General features: G+C 32.5%; 16 protein-coding genes. 3 read left to right on the forward strand and 13 right to left on the reverse strand.

Going from position 1 to position 15430, the window contains the following annotated elements; translation table 11 throughout:
- Positions 1-93: 93 nt before the first annotated feature.
- Entirely contained in the window at positions 94-558 is a 465-nt protein-coding gene (bfr, locus tag DYI81_RS04895) for a bacterioferritin (protein WP_106983952.1), read from the forward strand.
- A gap of 31 nt (positions 559-589) precedes the next feature.
- Here the strand turns inward: bfr and DYI81_RS04900 are convergent, their stop codons facing one another.
- On the reverse strand, positions 590-1039 hold the full coding sequence (locus DYI81_RS04900) for a pilin (protein ID WP_117006878.1): 450 nt from the start codon (positions 1037-1039) through the stop codon (positions 590-592).
- Between the two features lie 196 nt (positions 1040-1235).
- Here DYI81_RS04900 and DYI81_RS04905 point away from each other — a divergent pair, with 196 nt between their 5' ends.
- Together DYI81_RS04905 and DYI81_RS04910 are read left to right on the forward strand one after the other, a co-directional pair.
- On the forward strand, positions 1236-2369 hold the full coding sequence (locus tag DYI81_RS04905) for a glycosyltransferase family 4 protein (protein WP_117006879.1): 1134 nt from the start codon (positions 1236-1238) through the stop codon (positions 2367-2369).
- Between the two features lie 4 nt (positions 2370-2373).
- On the forward strand, positions 2374-3444 hold the full coding sequence (locus DYI81_RS04910) for a glycosyltransferase (protein WP_117006880.1): 1071 nt from the start codon (positions 2374-2376) through the stop codon (positions 3442-3444).
- Here the strand turns inward: DYI81_RS04910 and DYI81_RS04915 are convergent.
- From DYI81_RS04915 to DYI81_RS04970, 12 genes are read right to left on the reverse strand one after another with little or no spacing between them, the layout of a single operon-like run.
- Complete coding sequence (locus tag DYI81_RS04915; protein WP_117006881.1) at positions 3427-4158, reverse strand: glycosyltransferase family 2 protein; 732 nt, start codon at positions 4156-4158, stop codon at positions 3427-3429. The genes DYI81_RS04910 and DYI81_RS04915 overlap by 18 nt on opposite strands.
- Positions 4158-5582: a mannose-1-phosphate guanylyltransferase/mannose-6-phosphate isomerase gene (locus DYI81_RS04920; protein WP_117006882.1), complete on the reverse strand. Its 1425-nt coding sequence runs from the start codon at positions 5580-5582 to the stop codon at positions 4158-4160. The genes DYI81_RS04915 and DYI81_RS04920 overlap by 1 nt, the downstream gene beginning before the upstream one ends.
- Before the next feature lie 15 nt (positions 5583-5597).
- Positions 5598-6566 carry a GDP-L-fucose synthase gene (locus DYI81_RS18015; RefSeq protein ID WP_117006883.1) on the reverse strand — a complete coding sequence of 323 codons (969 nt, stop codon included), beginning with the start codon at positions 6564-6566 and terminating at the stop codon, positions 5598-5600.
- A gap of 3 nt (positions 6567-6569) precedes the next feature.
- Positions 6570-7688 carry a GDP-mannose 4,6-dehydratase gene (gmd, locus tag DYI81_RS18020; protein WP_117006884.1) on the reverse strand — a complete coding sequence of 373 codons (1119 nt, stop codon included), beginning with the start codon at positions 7686-7688 and terminating at the stop codon, positions 6570-6572.
- Complete coding sequence (locus DYI81_RS04935; protein WP_117006885.1) at positions 7685-8875, reverse strand: glycosyltransferase family 1 protein; 1191 nt, start codon at positions 8873-8875, stop codon at positions 7685-7687. The genes gmd and DYI81_RS04935 overlap by 4 nt, the downstream gene beginning before the upstream one ends.
- Positions 8857-9615, reverse strand: coding sequence for a class I SAM-dependent methyltransferase (locus tag DYI81_RS04940; RefSeq protein WP_117006886.1), 759 nt, complete (start codon positions 9613-9615; stop codon positions 8857-8859). The genes DYI81_RS04935 and DYI81_RS04940 overlap by 19 nt, the downstream gene beginning before the upstream one ends.
- Complete coding sequence (locus tag DYI81_RS04945) at positions 9615-10727, reverse strand: DegT/DnrJ/EryC1/StrS family aminotransferase (protein WP_117006887.1); 1113 nt, start codon at positions 10725-10727, stop codon at positions 9615-9617. The genes DYI81_RS04940 and DYI81_RS04945 overlap by 1 nt, the downstream gene beginning before the upstream one ends.
- A complete protein-coding gene (locus DYI81_RS04950; protein ID WP_117006888.1) occupies positions 10728-11156 on the reverse strand; it encodes a hypothetical protein in 429 nt (142 codons plus the stop codon).
- Positions 11153-12052 carry a glycosyltransferase family 2 protein gene (locus DYI81_RS04955; RefSeq protein ID WP_117006889.1) on the reverse strand — a complete coding sequence of 300 codons (900 nt, stop codon included), beginning with the start codon at positions 12050-12052 and terminating at the stop codon, positions 11153-11155. The genes DYI81_RS04950 and DYI81_RS04955 overlap by 4 nt, the downstream gene beginning before the upstream one ends.
- Positions 12053-12054: 2 nt before the next feature.
- The gene (locus tag DYI81_RS04960; RefSeq protein ID WP_117006890.1) at positions 12055-12714 is read right to left on the reverse strand and encodes a hypothetical protein; all 660 of its coding nucleotides are present in this window, start codon (positions 12712-12714) and stop codon (positions 12055-12057) included.
- A gap of 16 nt (positions 12715-12730) precedes the next feature.
- Positions 12731-14449 (reverse strand): ABC transporter ATP-binding protein, encoded by a 1719-nt coding sequence (locus DYI81_RS04965; protein WP_240627344.1) that lies wholly within the window; start codon positions 14447-14449, stop codon positions 12731-12733.
- A 2-nt stretch (positions 14450-14451) separates the two neighbouring features.
- On the reverse strand, positions 14452-15303 hold the full coding sequence (locus DYI81_RS04970; protein ID WP_117006891.1) for a glycosyltransferase family 2 protein: 852 nt from the start codon (positions 15301-15303) through the stop codon (positions 14452-14454).
- Positions 15304-15430 lie beyond the last annotated feature (127 nt).

Below are 15430 nucleotides of genomic sequence, written 5' to 3' on the forward strand. Positions count from 1 at the left end.
CGCCATCTAAGTCCATCTTGTTTAATATATTTTTTAATACAGTTTTTAGTGCCTAGGTCTATTTACTTTGGCAACTTTGATGGAGCAAATGCAATGAAAGGCAATCGTGATGTAATTAATCAGTTAAATCAGGTGCTCTACCATCATTTGACTGCAATCAACCAGTATTTCCTACATTCTCGTATGTTTAATGACTGGGGAATTGAGCAACTTGGTTCAGCTGAATATAAAGAATCGATTCGCCAAATGAAGCATGCTGACAAAATTATTGAGCGTGTTTTATTCTTAGAAGGTTTGCCAAACTTACAACACTTAGGAAAACTTTATATCGGCCAACATACAGTTGAAGTATTAAACTGCGATGTACGTAAAGTAAAAGAAAACATTGAAGCTATTCAAAAAGCTGTTGCCTTAGCAGAAGCACACATGGATTATGTAACACGTGATTTAGTCCAAGAAATTCTTGAGAAAGAAGAAGAATGGTTGGATTGGACAACAACACAATTAGATTTAGTTGAAAGTGTTGGTGTTGAAAATTATATTCAGAGTCAGATTTGATATTTTAAAGCCCGCAGTTGCGGGCTTTTTATTAAATGCCTTTACATGCTGAGGGTAAGTAGAGTTGCTTAATCTCCGTTGATGCACACTCCCAACGCGCCGAACCATTTCCTGCATAATTCATCATTGCAAAAATGAGTTTTTTACCAGCAACTCCCGCATTCATTCCAGAACTATTAAACGTAAATTCAAAAGCACAAACTGCGCTAGGATACGTTGTATTTAAGCTTATACTTTGTACATATTTAGAATTAATTAGTCCTGTTGATATAACCCCCATTTCTATCAAAGACGTTGGACAAGACCCCGTATCACCAAATACAGAAATCATCTCCCCTTTATAAGTACTTGCCATACCCAATGCTTCAGATACCTGAGAGCGTGTTGTATAATTTTGATATGCAGGAATAGCAATAGCAGCTAAAATACCGATAATAGCGACAACAATCATGAGTTCTATCAACGTAAAACCTTTTTGCATTTCCCATTCTCAAATCATCACATCACATAATTTTAAGATCAAAAAACATGCCAAATATTTATCTTTAATATTCATAAGTTTATTTTTTTTCTTTTATTATCAATGTCAGTTTTTGTCTAAATATGACAAACTTTATCACTTTATTACTACCAAAAACTAGATACAATAAGCTAACAGATTCATTAATATATTTAACATGTTTAAAAGAAAAATTTTAATAATCACACGTAATCTTCCTCCGCTTATTGGCGGTATGGAAAGATTAAATTGGCATATAGCAGATGAATTAAGCCAACAAAACGAAGTTATTTTATTAAGCCATATTCAAGCAAAAAAACAGGCTCCACCTCAATGTAAATTTTATAGTGCCCCACTCAACCCATTGCCTATTTTTTTAATATTTTCTTTCTTTAAAACATTTCTGATTTATTTATCCACCAAACCAGATATCTTATTTGCAGGAAGTGGCTTAACAGCACCTATTGTAGTTTTTTGGGCAAAGATTTTTAGAAAAAAAAGTATTATTTATCTTCATGGGCTAGACATAAACAACAATAGCTTTACATACCAAAAATTATGGATGCCCTTTCTTCGCTCAGCAGATTCCATTATCTGTAATAGTACCCCCACAAAACAACTAGCGTTAAATAAAGGAATAGGAGACTCAAAAATCTCCATCATTCATCCAGGTGTAAATTTTCCTCCAAAAGAAAAAGATGAAAACCTAATCACAGAACTAAAAAAGCATTTCTGTATTCAAAATAAAAAAGTTTTACTCTCTGTTGGACGCCTAACTGAAAGAAAAGGGTTATTAGAATTTATTGAAAACTGCTTACCACAGATTGTAAAAGAAATACCAAACACTATTCTCCTTATTGTCGGTGATACAGCAAGTAATGCCTTAAATAACAAATTTCAAAATAAAGAAGAATTGCTAAATATTGCAAAAAAAATAAATGTTGATCAAAATATTATTTTCACTGGTGCTGTAGATGAAAAAGTTCTAACCCAACTTTATTATGTGGCAAATATACACGTATTTCCTGTAAAAGATATTCCAAATGATCCAGAAGGATTTGGTATGGTTGCTATTGAGGCTGCTTCTTATGGCTTACCAACTATAGCATTTGCGACTGGAGGAATTATTGACGCGATTAAAAACCAAGAGAGCGGTTTTCTAATTACAAGTCAAAACTACCTTGAATTCACTGCTTACACCATTCGAATATTAAAAAACCCATCTATAATTCAAACAGAATCATGTCAAAATTTTGCCAAAAAATTTGCATGGCATAATTTAGCTGAAAAATTTAAAAAGGTATTAAATTAATAGAATGGACGTACTATTTATTGGTAAAAGATTTTATACAAATCGTGATGCTTATAATGAGAAATTTGGTCGTATATATCAAATTCCTCACTATATATCCAAAAAAAAGATGACCCATCTTTGGCTTATTGACTATCACACTCGAAATACAAAAAGATCAAATGATGAGCAACTACAAGTAACTACTACACCTATATTCAGCTTAATGTTTCTTTATATGATATTTAAAATGATATTTAAAAGACCAAAGTTAATTATTGCGAGTGGAGACTGCTATATTGGGTTATTAGGGCTAGCTTTATCTAGAGTTATTCGCTCAAAGTTTGTTTTTGATGTATATGATAAATATGACACATTTGCAGGATATCGTAATTTATTTTGGATTAATTTATATGAGTTTTTACTTAAAAAAGCAGATATATGCCTTTTTCCGAGTTTAAAATTATTAAATGATAGCAATAATATATGCAAAAAAACTTTATTTTTACCGAATGGAATAGATGAAAGCCAATTCTATCCAAAAAATAAAAACCAAGCACGACAAGCCTTTAATTTAAAAAATAGCGATTTATATATAGGTTACTTTGGCAGCATGGAAACCGAAAGAGGTATTGATGACCTCATTGAAGCTATAAAACTTGTTCGAAATACAGGTGTGAATTTAAAATTACTTATAGGTGGAAAAAAACGAGAAGACTTAAGTTTCAATAATGAATTTATAAACTATTTAGGAAATGTACCTTTTTCCAATATATCGGTAGCAATGGCCTGTTGTGACTTACTTGCATTACCTTATAGAAACTCTTCATTCTTAGATAATGCATCATCTTGCAAAATTGCCGAGTATCTTGCTCTTCAAATTCCAATAGTAGCTACAAATACCCCAAACTTAGTCTCAAATTTTTATTTAACTGAAAATGAAAAAATAATGCTTGCAAAATCTTCAAATCCCAATAGTTATGCGCAAGCCATACTGCATCAACTTAAAAACCCACATTGCCTCAAAGCAAAAGATGACCGCACTTGGACTTCTATTAATCAGCAATTATATACAGTACTATTTAAGGATGAGTAATCGCTTAAATATTTTCAATATGAATAAGATAAATTGGATCCATTTATTCTTTCCAAGCAATAGCTGAACTCTAAACTTTTCTGTACATGTACCAATCATATCTTCACTGCTCACACCACTTGTACCAAACTCCCCAACAACAGAGTCCAACCGAATAGTTTTAGCACCATTTTCACAGCACTGCATTATAAACAATTGATCAGCAGCAATAGGAAATTTCCTAGAATAAAATCCATGTTGTGAATGTAAATTTTTTTTTATTAATGCACCAAGAGAATGGCGCGTAATATAAGCACACTGATCAAACAACCATGCACCACCTTTCCTCACATGAACTGAATGGCCATTTTTATGAACTATACCTGTAATAATATCAACGGAATGATCTATCCTATTTTTATAATCTTGAATAGCATTTTCATAAAAAATATCATCAGCCCCAGCAACTAAATAATATTCACCTGTGCAAACCTTTATTCCTTTATTTAAAGCATCATAAATTCCAAAATCTGGCTCAGAAATAATCCTAATATTTAGATCGCTTATACTCTTCAAGATTTCCAATGTTCGATCTGTTGAAGCTCCATCAACCACAACCCATTCAAAATCCTTATCTTTCTGAACCCTTAAACTTTCTATCAAATTTTGTATACATAACTCAGCGTTATAGACAGCTGTAATTACACTAATTTTATATTTATTATTTTCCTGCATTATTGAACACGTCCATATAAATCTTCAAAACGATGAATATCATCTTCGCTCAAGTACGAACCTGTCTGTATTTCAATCAACTCCAAAGGAATACAACCTGGGTTTTCTAAAGAATGAATTTCGCCAATAGAAATATAAGTTGATTCATTTTCACTTAATAAAAAAGTATTTTCGCCTTTTCGCACTTTAGCCGTCCCCTTCACAACAATCCAATGTTCTGCACGATGATGATGCAACTGTAAAGATAACTTTTGACCTTTATTTACGGTTATTCGTTTCACTTGATAACGAGTTCCAACATCTATACATTCGTATTTTCCCCACGGCCTGAAAGCTTCACAGTGGATTGTTATTTCCGTTCTTTTATTATCCTTCAAAATTTGTACGATATCTTTAACATGCTGTACATAAGCTTGGTTTGCAATCAATATTGCATCTTTTGTTTCTACTACGACCAGATTATTAACCCCGAGAAGACTGACTAATTTATCTTGGGCGTAAACTAAGTTTTTTTGACTATGTAGTTGTATTACATCACCTTTTAATACGTTTTGATCTTTATCTTTTTCTTGAATATCAAAAAGTGCGGACCAAGATCCAATATCACTCCAACCTGCATCCAGCTGAACCATCAACAAATCAGCTACCCTTTCAATCAATGCATAATCAATGGAGATATTTGGACATTGTTTAAATTTCTCCAAATCAATACGAATAAAATCTAAATCAGCTATTGATGTTTCATACGCATTTATACATGTACATTTAATGTCGTTTGCATATTGATCCATTAAATCTAAAAATCTAAACAGATCAAACATGAACATACCACTATTCCATGCATATCCACCTGTTCGTAGATAATTTTCTGCTGTTGCTAAATCAGGTTTCTCTACAAAATTTTCAACATGATAAAGAGTACCAGAATCTATAGACGCACTATATTTGATATAACCATAACCTGTTTCTGGGTAAGTTGGTTTAATACCAAAAATTACAGCAGGCGCAACATTCAAATAACTATAAGCTTGCTCAATACTGAATTTAAATGCTTCATGATTTTGTATTTCATGATCAGCAGAAAGAATAAATAGGCTAACATTTTGTTGTTGATATTTTTTTTGAGCATGCAGAGCAGCCAGTGTTATTGCTGGTGCTGTATTTCTTCCAATCGGCTCTAAAATAATATCAGCCTGATCAATATCAATCTCTCTTAATTGCTCAGCAACGATAAAGCGATGTTCTTCCCCACAAATAATCATAGGAGCAGTAAAAGGCAAATCTAAGCTTCTGAGTCTTAGAATTGTATTCTGTAACAAAGAATGCTGGTTTAATAGCCTTAAAAATTGTTTTGGATAACTACTACGAGATAATGGCCATAACCGCGTGCCAGAACCTCCTGCCAAAATCACAGGAACAATCATCCGCTTTCCCCAAAATCAGATCTGTCTTAATTGATTTTCATTTTCTAAAAACCAATCATACGTGATTTTCAGTCCTTGTTTCAGTCCAATTTGAGGTTGCCAACCTAAATTGTTTATTTTTTGACTATTTAAGAGTTTACGTAGAGTCCCGTCTGGCTGTTTTGAATCAAAAATTAATTGACCGTTGTACCCGACAACATCCTTGATGACATTTGCCAGCTGTAGTATTGAGACCTCGTCATTAGTGCCTATATTGATATGAGACAGCATTGGAGTAATATGATGTTGATAAGTGCTTAACTCTAAGTTTTGAATATGTACACAAGCTTCTGCCATATCATCAACATATAAAAATTCACGTAATGGCTTTCCTGTGCCCCAGATTTCTACATCTTTTAAATTAGCTAACTTCGCCTCATGAATTCGTCTTATCAGTGCTGGAATAACATGGCTGTTTTTAGGATGAAAATTATCATGGATGCCATATAAATTTGTGGGCATTACACTTCTATAATCACGTTCATATTGGCGATTATAACTTTCACACATTTTAATCCCTGCAATCTTCGCAATTGAGTAGGGTTCATTAGTAGGCTCTAAGTGTCCAGTTAAAAGTTCGGTCTCAGCAATAGGTTGTTGTGAAAATTTAGGATAAATACATGATGATCCTAAAAATAATAGTTTTTGTACATCATTACAATGTGCAGCATGAATCACATTACTTTGAATCATTAAATTTTGATAAATAAAATCAGCTGGGTATTGTAAATTTGCGCCTATACCACCAACTTTTGCTGCCGCCAAGTATATTTGATCGACTCTATGTTTTTTAAAAAAAGCATTTACAGAAGCTTGATCCGTTAAATTTAGCTCCTGTTTTGATGCTGTTATAATTTCACAAGTTTGATCATGCTCAAGTTTTCGAATGATCGCGGAACCCACCATTCCTTTAGAGCCAGCCACAAAAATACGTTGTGAATTCATAACTTATTTTTCCAAAGAAACATCAATTTCAAAACCATGCTGTTTTAAGAGCGAATTTTTTTGTGCTGTTTTTAAATCATGCTGAACCATTTCAGCACATAATTCTTTGACACTAATTTTAGCTTTCCAGCCTAATTCCTGTTCTGCTTTGGTCGCATCACCAAGTAGCGTTTCAACCTCGGCGGGTCTAAAATATCGAGGATCAACTCTCACGATAATTTGTCCTACCCTCAATGCTGGGCATTGTTCTGAGTGAATTGATTCAATAATACCCACCTCCTCAATACCCTCCCCTTCAAAACGCAACTGAATACCTAATTCACTTGCTGACCACTCCACAAACTGACGAACGCTATATTGTTCTCCAGTAGCAATAACGTAGTCGTGCGGATGATCCTGCTGAAGCATCATCCATTGCATTTTCACATAATCTTTTGCATGGCCCCAATCTCGCAGTGCATCCATATTTCCTAGATATAGACATTCTTCTATACCCACAGCCATATTAGCAAATGATCGAGTGATTTTACGTGTTACAAAGGTTTCACCCCGTCTTGGAGATTCGTGATTAAATAAAATCCCATTACAGGCAAACATTCCATAAGCTTCACGGTAATTCACTGTGATCCAGTATGCATATAATTTAGCTACAGCATATGGTGAGCGTGGATAAAATGGTGTCGTTTCTTTTTGTGGTGTTTCTTGCACTAAACCATAAAGCTCAGAAGTAGAAGCCTGATAAAACTTGGTTTTTTTCTCTAGGCCTAAAAAACGAATGGATTCTAATAAACGTAATGTACCTAGTGCATCCACATCTGCAGTATATTCAGGCGATTCAAAACTGACTGCCACATGAGATTGTGCTGCCAAGTTATAAATCTCATCTGGTTGTACTTCATTGATAATACGCGTTAAGTTTGATGAATCAGCTAAGTCACCATAATGAAGTACTAAACGTTGATGGTCCACATGCGGATCTTGATAGATATGATCAATCCGTTGTGTATTAAAGTTTGAAGCACGTCGTTTTATGCCATGTACTTCATAGCCTTTTTCCAATAGAAACTCAGCCAGATATGAGCCATCTTGCCCTGTTATTCCAGTGATGAGTGCTTTTTTCATAAAAACTTCCAACATTTTAATTTAACAGAATAATCATCGAAAATTTTTATCAATGTTTGATCGATTGAATACTTCTGTAACTCTTCTAGTCGCTTATAACCTAACTGGATAAGCTCTGTTCTTTTCTCTGAATTATTAATTAATGACTCCAAATGCTCTACTAAATGACCACTATTATTTAAATCACACAAAAGCGCAGCACCTTCAACTTGCTCACGCAATCCATCTAGATCCGAATAAATAACTGGTGTTCCAATAGCAAAAGCCTCTAAAGGAGGAATATTTGTTGGTCCAAAATAACTTGGCATCACCAATGCAAGCGACTGTTTATATAAATAATAAATTTCTTCATTCGGTGCAAAACCTATATAATGAATCAAATCTTCAACATTTAATTTCTTTGCATAATCCAAAATATATTTTAAGTTCCCTTTATCAGAACCACTAAAAACCGCAGCCAATAAAATTCCTTTTTTCTTCAACTTTACTATTGCGTCTATAATATATATATGATTTTTATGAGCCCAAAATTGAGCTGGGTAATATATGTAATCTACATCAATATTATACTTTTTCTTAATATCAATAAAATTTGATTCAACTATATTAATGGATGGAGAAAACGAAGAACTAAACACCCGACTCTCATCTAAATTATAGCGTCTAATTACGTTTGATTTACCCAACTCAGAGTCAGTTAATACTGCAACAGCTTTTTTAGGTGCATTATTATATAATATTTCTCTAACCTCAAACTCTCTATAATAGTTAACTTCAGGAAATTCAAGCATATCTCTATGACATAAATCCCAAACTGTATAAATATAGTTATGATTTAATAAATAAAGTGCCAAACTTGATGGGGATAAAAAATAGACTAAATCTATAGAATGATTATCTAATTTTTTTTCAAATGTAGTTTTCCATTTAAACCTTAAAATTTGAAACCAAATTTGCAAGCTAAAAATTTTTAATATTTTATCAAAAATACTAGTTTTAAGACAAACTACATCTAAGCCATGCTTAATTAGCAACTCTTTATTTTTATTTGAAAATGTAAATGCTGTTATTTTATACTTATCATTTTTAGATAGTATCAAAATTGTTGATAGTTGAGTCTGAAATCCTCCACCACTTTCTATATCGCCTTCAAATACACAGGCTATATTTAATTTTTGAGTATCCACACTACATTCCAACTATTAAAATTAGGAGTATTTTGACTCATCCACTCATATTTATTTAAAATATCAAAGCCAACTTCATTACAAATTAATTCTAATTCAGTATCAAATAAATACCGCATAGAATGTAATTCTCTTTTCTCTATAAAGTTTTGAGTCTCTTTATCTTTAAGAAAAAGATGGTAGTTTACATCAACAATATTTTTCTGAGCATATAAAACAGGCTCTGCTAATCTAGTCACTTGTAGTTGATCATTTTCAAGTCTCTTGATTCTTGTTGTCGGTAAGTCAGTCAGTACTGCTGGACCATACCAAAAATCAAAAATCAAAATTCCATCATCAACCAAATGTTCTTTCGCCACTCTAAAAGCTTGAGTTAATTCCTGATTTGAATTTTGATAACTCATTACATGAAATAATGAAGTCACTACATCATATTTTTTATTTAATTTTAAGTTTTGAATATTTGCGTGGCTAAAACTTAGTTGGCTTTCTTTACCAATTCTATGCTTTTCAGCAACATCCAACATATCCTCACTTACATCAACACCATGAATGGTGAAGCCTTTTTCACATAATAATGATGCATGCCTACCTGTTCCACAACCTAAATCTAAAATTGTCTGGGCTTCAGGTGAACTTTGGTTAATCAAAGCAATAACATAATTTACTTCAGCTTGATAATCTTTATCTTGATAAAGCAAATCATAATATTGTGAATATAATTCACCAAATTGGTTCATTATAGCACCTCATGTAACACTTTAGAAACTTCAAAAATTTGAGATTCTGTTAACCCTAAACCACTCGGAATATAGAACCCATTTTCATAAAGTTTTTCCGCATTTGGATAGCTTTCATTTTTAAATAAATCCATTTTTTTAAATACAGGTTGCTGATGCATCGGGTAAAAAAATGGACGTGTACCAATTCCCCTAGCTCCTAACTCTTTCATCACATGCTGGGCAGTTTTAAGATGCTCATCTTTTAAAGTAATAGCGAATACCCAATAAATATTTTCAGAAAATTGCTTTGATTTAATGGGTAAATTAATTCCATCTATATCTTTGAGTAATTCTTGATATAAATTTCCAATCCAACGTTTTTTCTCAACAAACTCTTCTATCCGTTCTAATTGTGCAACACCAAGTGCTGCTTGTAGATTAGTCATTCTAAGGTTCCACCCAAGCTCTTCATGAATAAATCGCTTACTTGAGTCAGATGAAAAACCAAGATTACGTAATGATTTACAGCGATTATAAGTATCTTCATCGTCTGTAAGTATCATTCCACCTTCACCAGTAGTTATATGTTTGTTTGGATAGAAGCTAAATATACTAATGTCCCCAAAACTACCACATTTTTTATTGTTATAAGTCTGTCCATGCATTTCAGCAGCATCTTCTATCACTTTTAAGTCGTATTTTTTTGCCAATTCTAAAATAGGTTTTATATCTACAGGTAATCCATAAATATGTACGATCATGATTGCTTTTGTCTTTTTTGTAATCTTAGCTTCAATCTGCTCTACGCACATATTAAAGCTATCATATTCACTATCAATAAGAACTGGGATCGCTCCTGCTTTTACAACTGCTTGAGCACATGAAATGATGGTAAAGCTAGGCATAATCACTTCATCGCCGGCTTGAATATCTAATGCTACTATCGCCATTTCCAGTGAAGCCGTACCATTTGTGACAGCAACTGCATATTTACGCCCAGTATAAGCTGACATCTCGTGTTCAAAACGTGTAATAAATGAACCTTCTGAACTAATCCATCCAGTATCTATACATTCATTTAGATATTTTTTTTCGTTTCCATTTAACAGGGGTTCATTTACAGGAATCATTTATTTCACTACCAATTGATCACTTGGAACAGGCTCAAATCGAGTTTTATCTAAATCCCCTGCATAAGGGCCTTGTTTAACTTCAATTATTTCTGATTCTTCCAACATTTCAAAGCCATGACCTCCAAATGCTAAAAGAATTACATCACCCGTATTAAGAACTGTACTTTCTAAATATTTCTGTTGATCATCATAAAAATCTACTCTAACTTTACCACTTTTTAAGTACAAAACTTCCTTTGTGAATTGTACTTCACGAGGAACAGGGTTATGCACATGTGGAGAGATTACATAGTCTTTAGGACGTTTCATGTATGCAAGTTGTTGAGAGAAATCATTGGGTGTAAAGAACTCAATTCCTTCTTTGTCGAAAGAATGTCGAATGATGATAGATAGCAATTGTTTATTATTAATAATATGTTGGATCATAAAAATACCTTTGTAATAAATCGTATTACATATTTATTACGTATTCTATATTTTATAAGAATACAAAGTAAAAAAACTAGAAAACTTGATTTTTTATGAAAATCTATAATTCTTTCAGCATAATCAAATAACTCAAAACTTATGGACTTCAGTACTAAGTTTAAAATATGTCTATCATAAAACTTATAACTTTCCATCTGATTACGATATTTATTTATTATATATAAATATCCTTCTATATCACGTTTTGTATCTTTTGAAATAGTTTCCCCCTGATGTAGCATATAAGTAAATAAAGGCTCTCTTATATGAAAAAAGATACTCTTTTGTGCTAATTTGATCACTGTATCCCACTCTTGGTATGATGGAACATCTTCATCAAGCATACCGCAGTTATATAGATTTTCTTTAGAAGTTAATAAAGTTGGAAATAAAGGAGCCGGCCTTTTTAATAATAACTCTAAGCATGAGCCTTCTGTTTTAGGTACATTCCAGACCCACTCTTTTCCACTTTCTTCATCAAAGCATTTACAATCAGAATGAATTACTATATTTTTTTTAAAATGATTAGCTTCTAATATATTTAATTGTTTTTCTAATTTATTTAGCATCCAAATATCATCAGAATCATTAAAAGCAATCCACTCCCCTTTTGCTTCTATAATTCCCCTATTTCTAGCAACTTGAGCACCACTATTTTTATCAAGCTGCACTAACTTAACCCTATTATCTAAATAATTTTTAACAATATTCACTGACTCATCATAAGAGCAATCATCTACAACAAGTATTTCTATATTTCTATATGTTTGCTGAGAAACTGAATTCAAACATTCATTTATTGTTTTTTCCCTATTATACATTGGAATAATAATACTTATTAATGGTGTATTCATTATTAGTCCATCACATAATAAAAATGTTTTACGATTTTTTCTATTTCATATTTTTTATCTTGAGTCAAAGCTTGGGTGATAAATACAGCCTGTCTACCATGCTTTTCTTTAATCGAAGCATACTCTTCCACAAGATGGTATTCAGGACGATTAGTATAGTCATCAAAAATAATAACAGTACCCTTTGGTGCCTTTAAAAGGCATGTTAAAAAACAGGCCACTCGAAAACGACCATCTATTAGAACTAAATCAGGCGTTAGATTTTGCTCCCATAACTGATCTGCATAATTTTTAAAATTTTCTCTTTTTGTATAATCTATTTGTCTACCCCAGTCTCCAACTACTCCTACGTCAACGTAATATATATCTAATTTTTTTGAACTATCTGCTTTAGATTTGACTAAGTTAACCCATTCATTAGATGAATCAATAGAAACTATTGAACAATTTGTATTTTTCAAAACATATTCTGTACTGAGGCCACATCCATATTCTCCATACACATTACATTTTTGAATATATTTTTTAAATAATAAAGCGTTTTCTTCGCCATCAAAAAGAGCTGGCTTATAATTTTCAAAAAAACTAATAATTGATTTAAAAATTATAGGTGGTGTAAAAGCCCTAAACAAACGAAATAAAAAAGAAGGTTTATTATTCACTATAAAATCCCTAAAATTATTTTAAGTTAAGAATGTCACTGCATCCAACAACTGCGCTTTCTCTATGTGCAATAATCACCATTGTCATTTTCCCATTCAAACTTTGAATCGCTTCATTAACTGCTTTTTCAGTTTCAGTATCTAAAGCACTTGTAGCTTCGTCCATAAAAATAACTTGTGGTTGCTTATAAAGAGCACGTGCAATTCCCAAACGCTGCCGTTGTCCACCAGACAATAAAATACCACGCTCCCCTATCACCGTATTATAATCATCTTTCAAATTTTGAGTAATAAATTCATCTATTTGCGCAAGTTTCGCAGCATTTTTCACCATTTCAAAATCTATTTGATCTTTGGGAACGCCAAAAGCAATATTTTCAGCAATAGTCATGTCTGCCAAATAAATAAACTGAGGTACATAACTCACTAAGCTTTGCCAGCTGCGTATATTCTCTTTATTTATAACCTTACCATCTATGTGTAAAGTACCAGAAGTTGGCTGTAAAAGCCCCAACATAATGTCCATTAAAGTACTTTTACCAGACCCACTTTTACCAGTAATTCCAAGACTACTGTTCTTATCAATTTTTAGATTAATATTTTCTAAAATTTTCTTCTCTGGTGTATTTGGATAAGCAAAGCTCACTCCAACCAATTCAATACTGTGATTAAATAGAAGCTCTTCATCATCGCTCTTTTTTACACTCTCAGTCGAGTCAATTTCAAACTCACGAATTACCCCATTTAAAATATGCTCTGAAAACTTATATGTTGTGATCGCTCGATAAATGTTTTGTGCCGCAGGTAACATACGATATGCTGCCACGCCATATAGACCAATGACTGGTAAAATTGTCCCAACGCTATGGTTCTGTAAAACCAAAAATATAGCTAAAAGAATCAGACAGCCATAACCGATCGTTTCTATTACATGTAATGGAATTTGCCCCAGAGATTCATGCGAAGCATAATGTCTTGCATAAACTCGAGAGTTTCTATCAAATCGCTGATAATAATAATCATGTGCATGATTAATCATCACATCTTTTATGCCACCAAAGACTTCCTGACAACTTTGATATCTTTCTTGATTAGCAACTGAAAACTCTTTGCTAATTTTTTTCATAAAATTTTTGACAATATAAAACATCAACGCATAAAAACTAACAATCACTCCAGCAGTCGTTAAGGCCATCATAGGATCATAAAAAATAAGCAATATAATCATTGCGATAATAATTAAGCCATACGATAGTATCGACAATACAGGCTTAATTACCCCCCAAACAACCTGATCCACATCATTTAATAAAATTTTCGTTAAATCTGCACTATTTCTTTGAAGGAAAAAACTATAATTTTGTTTTAAATAAATCTTAAGTAAGCGACTAGAAAAATAATGCCTTTGTAGACTTGAAAAACGATTCAAAGCATATTGTGTTAATATTTTCAAAAATGCTGAAAATATAACAATAACAAGTGAAATAATACCCAAATGGATAATAAATTGATTGGAATTTTGGGCTTGAAAAAAATTATATATTTTTTTTAATAAAAAATTTTGTTGTATACTTTCCGGATTCGCCAATACAGCCAGAAATGGCATTATAGAAACAACACCTATAGATTCAATAATTGTCATAAAAATAACTAAAATTGAAACTACTCCTAATTTTTTTTTATCTAGAGGCGTCAATATTTTCCATATTTTTAAAATTGAGTTATTCAAAATCATCCTCAATCTTCTTTCTTATACATCAATGCTGTGATTTGCTCAGAAATCAACCCCATGAGAAAAATCATAATACTCCCCGTAAAAAGTAGGGCACTCATATTAGTGAATCTTTGGTATTCATAAAGAGTATAACCATACCAACTGGTTGCTAATAAAAATAGCAACATTGCAAAAGGTAAAAACATTTTTAGAGGTGAGAATAAAGTTGCAATTTTAAAAATAATAATAAAGAAACGGATACCATCTTTTAATGGTTTAATATGACTCCTTCCTATTCTTTTTGCAGCATGAATTGGTACGTAAGTCACAGAATAACCTGCCCTAAAAAACGCCATGGTACTCGTCGTTGGGTATGAAAAACCATTAGGAAGTAGATATAGAAATTCACGAAATTTTTCTGCACGTACCGCGCGAAACCCTGAAGTTAAATCTTCCACATTATGTTCAGTCATATAGCTGGCTAAGCTATTATATAAGCCATTTGCTATACCTCGCCCCAGGCTGGCTTGAGAACCTTGCTGCCTCGCACCAACAACAAGATCATAACCCTCATTTATTTTTTGCAATAAACGTGGAATATCCTTTGGATCATGCTGTCCATCAGCATCCATAAAAATAATAACATCACCACTGGCTTGACGTGCGCCTGTTTTAATAGCTGCCCCATTACCTTTAGAATATGGATGTGTTACTACTGTTGCACCAGCCTGCTCAGCAATATCCTTTGTAGCATCTGTCGAGCCATCATTAATAACAATAATTTCATCAACAATTTGCAATTTTTGAATTCTTTCAATTGTTTGACCAATTGCTCCAGATTCGTTTTTAGCAGGAAGAACGACAGAAATAGCCATCAATAGCCCTCAGGTTTAGTCTTAAATGCAAAAAATTTTGCATAAAAAAAATTAGATATTACAGTAATTCCAGCGGCCACTAGAAACCCAATATTTTGATTTCCCGTAAAAGAATAGATCACTGTGA

Origin of the sequence: Acinetobacter sp. SWAC5, from assembly GCF_003419885.1 — a bacterium.
In the GTDB taxonomy this organism is placed as follows: Bacteria; Pseudomonadota; Gammaproteobacteria; order Pseudomonadales; family Moraxellaceae; genus Acinetobacter; species Acinetobacter cumulans.

Coding starts and splice junctions, on each gene's coding strand:
- DYI81_RS04920 (WP_117006882.1), bottom strand. CDS start 5,582: ATGATTGTTCCTGTGATTTTGGCAGGAGGTTCTGGCACGCGGTTATGG.
- DYI81_RS04945 (WP_117006887.1), bottom strand. CDS start 10,727: ATGATTCCTGTAAATGAACCCCTGTTAAATGGAAACGAAAAAAAATAT.
- DYI81_RS04900 (WP_117006878.1), bottom strand. CDS start 1,039: ATGCAAAAAGGTTTTACGTTGATAGAACTCATGATTGTTGTCGCTATT.
- DYI81_RS04940 (WP_117006886.1), bottom strand. CDS start 9,615: ATGAACCAATTTGGTGAATTATATTCACAATATTATGATTTGCTTTAT.
- DYI81_RS18015 (WP_117006883.1), bottom strand. CDS start 6,566: ATGAATTCACAACGTATTTTTGTGGCTGGCTCTAAAGGAATGGTGGGT.
- gmd (WP_117006884.1), bottom strand. CDS start 7,688: ATGAAAAAAGCACTCATCACTGGAATAACAGGGCAAGATGGCTCATAT.
- DYI81_RS04910 (WP_117006880.1), top strand. CDS start 2,374: ATGGACGTACTATTTATTGGTAAAAGATTTTATACAAATCGTGATGCT.
- DYI81_RS04965 (WP_240627344.1), bottom strand. CDS start 14,449: ATGATTTTGAATAACTCAATTTTAAAAATATGGAAAATATTGACGCCT.
- DYI81_RS04950 (WP_117006888.1), bottom strand. CDS start 11,156: ATGATCCAACATATTATTAATAATAAACAATTGCTATCTATCATCATT.
- DYI81_RS04955 (WP_117006889.1), bottom strand. CDS start 12,052: ATGAATACACCATTAATAAGTATTATTATTCCAATGTATAATAGGGAA.
- bfr (WP_106983952.1), top strand. CDS start 94: ATGAAAGGCAATCGTGATGTAATTAATCAGTTAAATCAGGTGCTCTAC.
- DYI81_RS04970 (WP_117006891.1), bottom strand. CDS start 15,303: ATGGCTATTTCTGTCGTTCTTCCTGCTAAAAACGAATCTGGAGCAATT.
- DYI81_RS04915 (WP_117006881.1), bottom strand. CDS start 4,158: ATGCAGGAAAATAATAAATATAAAATTAGTGTAATTACAGCTGTCTAT.
- DYI81_RS04905 (WP_117006879.1), top strand. CDS start 1,236: ATGTTTAAAAGAAAAATTTTAATAATCACACGTAATCTTCCTCCGCTT.